Origin of the sequence: Bradyrhizobium diversitatis (genome assembly GCF_016031635.1) — a bacterium.
Taxonomy (GTDB): domain Bacteria; phylum Pseudomonadota; class Alphaproteobacteria; order Rhizobiales; family Xanthobacteraceae; genus Bradyrhizobium; species Bradyrhizobium diversitatis.
This window is the reverse complement of sequence record NZ_JACEGD010000092.1, coordinates 1-2246: the sequence shown is the minus strand read 5'-3', so window position 1 is coordinate 2246 and position 2246 is coordinate 1. Positions and strand designations below refer to the sequence as shown.

Here is a 2246-nt window from a genome sequence, read left to right as displayed (position 1 = left end):
TGCTGGGCGCCGTCGGACAGTGCGCGCACGATGGTGTCGGTGCGGCGGGCACTGTCGACGGCGCGGCCGGTGACCTCGGCGGATTGCGCGACCTGACGGCTGATCTCGGTGATGGAGGAAGAGAGCTCTTCGGCGGCGGCCGCGACGGTCTGGACGCGCTGGCTGGCTTCGGTGGCGGCGGAGCCGACCACGGAGGCACGGCGGTTGGTGCCTTCGGCGGTCGAGGACATCGACTTGGCGGTGGCCTCGAGCTCACCGGAGCCGGAGGCCATCAGGCCGACGAGCTGGCCGACGGAGGCATCGAAGCGGTCGGCGAGGGCGATCAGCGCCTCGCGCTTCTCCTGTTCGGTGCGCGTCTTGGTGGCGGCCTGTTCGGCCTCCAGCGCGCGCGCCGTCAAGGCCGTCTGGCGCAGGATTTCGAGGGTCTCGGCCATACGGCCGATCTCGTCGCCGCGATCGGTCTCCTCGACGGGCTTGTCGATGGCGCCTTCGGAAATCTCCTGCATGCGATTCTTCTGGCGGTCGAGCGCGCCGAGCACGTCGCGGGCGATCAGCCAGGACAGCGCCGCCATCAGCAGCATCAGGCCGATGCCGATCGCACCGAGCTGCAGTGTTAGCGCGCGCACGTCGGCGTCGATGTCGTCGACGTAGAGGCCGTAGGCGATCGCGACGTTCCAGGGCGCAAAGTGGCGCGCGAACACCAGTTTGCGAACCGGAACGGTCTCGCCCGGACGCGGGAAGAGATAGGACAGGATCGCGCCTTCAGCCGCCTGCTTGGCCGTGCTGACCGTGGCATCGCCGATCACGATGCCATTGGCATCCTTGATCCCGTTGTTCTTGCCCTCGAGCTGAGGCGCGCCGCCGTTCATCATAACGGTTGAATCGGCGGTGTAGACGACGGGATAGCCCTGGCCACCGCCAAACTTCATCTGCCGGCCGCGCAGCTTGAACTGGGCTTGCGCATCGGCGAGCGTCATCTTGCCGGCGGTCACATCGTCCTGAAGCGATTGCGCGAAGCCGTGCAGCAGATCGACCGCCGTCTGCATCTGGCGTGCGCGATCTTCGAGCATGCGGGTCTTGCTGAGATAGCTCGACCCGACGATGAGAGCGGTGACGGTGAGCGCCGCGAGACAGACCATGCTAGCGAGCTTGGTGCGGATCTTCAGGTGACTGAGCAGCGACATGACGGCCTCGGGAACGGTTGTAGAATGCTTGTTCTCGCGCAGCCGTATCAGGAAATTCTTACCATTCCTGAACGGAGAAGATGGCGCGTTCAGGCGCAGCGCAATCTGCGCAGTCGTGGACAGGCATACGCAGGCGAACGGCCGGCGCTTGCGACGACGCATTCAAAAAAAATGGATCGTGCCCGTGTTCGCGCGATCCGCCGGGTTCGATCGAGGCATCGATTCGCCGATGCACGGCGTCGCGGTCGGACCGCCACCAGATGCTGCGCAGCTTACGCCGCGCGCACACCTGACAGGAACGTTCCGACCTCGCCGGAGAGCTGCTCGGCCTGCTTGGAGAGGTTCGAGGCCGCAGCGAGCACCATGCCGGCGGCGTTGCCGGTCTCGTTGGCGGCGGTGGAGACGACACCGATATTGGTGGTGACCTCCTTGGTTGCCTCCGCGGTCTGCGAGACGCTGCGGGCGATCTCGGCCGTGGCGGCGCCTTGCTCCTCGATGGCGGCGCCGATCGAGGTCGCGATGCGGCTGACTTCTTCGATGGTGGCGGTGATGCCGCCGATGGCGTCCACCGCTTCCTTGGTCGCGCCCTGGATCTGGGCGATCTTGTCGCCGATCTCGCGGGTGGCTTCCGCGGTCTGGCTCGCCAGCGACTTCACCTCGGAGGCGACGACGGCAAAGCCGCGGCCGGCTTCACCGGCGCGGGCGGCCTCGATGGTGGCGTTGAGCGCGAGCAGGTTGGTCTGTGCCGCGATGCTGGAGATCAGCTCGGCGACGTGCTCGATCTGCTGGGCGCCGTCGGACAGTGCGCGCACGATGGTGTCGGTGCGGCGGGCACTGTCGACGGCGCGGCCGGTGACCTCGGCGGATTGCGCGACCTGACGGCTGATCTCGGTGATGGAGGAAGAGAGCTCTTCGGCGGCGGCCGCGACGGTCTGGACGCGCTGGCTGGCTTCGGTGGCGGCGGAGCCGACCACGGAGGCACGGCGGTTGGTGCCTTCGGCGGTCGAGGACATCGACTTGGCGGTGGCCTCGAGCTCACCGGAGCCGGAGGCCATCAGGCCG

The 2246-nt window shown here is 67.5% G+C and carries 2 protein-coding genes; both read right to left on the bottom strand.

Annotated elements, in window-relative coordinates:
• Positions 1-1184 (bottom strand): methyl-accepting chemotaxis protein (locus H1B27_RS39550; RefSeq protein ID WP_197969766.1); only part of this gene is annotated, 1184 nt, incomplete at its 3' end.
• 272 nt (positions 1185-1456) lie between these two features.
• Positions 1457-2246, bottom strand: a 790-nt coding sequence (locus H1B27_RS39545; RefSeq protein ID WP_246516076.1) for a methyl-accepting chemotaxis protein, incomplete at its 5' end; no start/stop codon positions are given.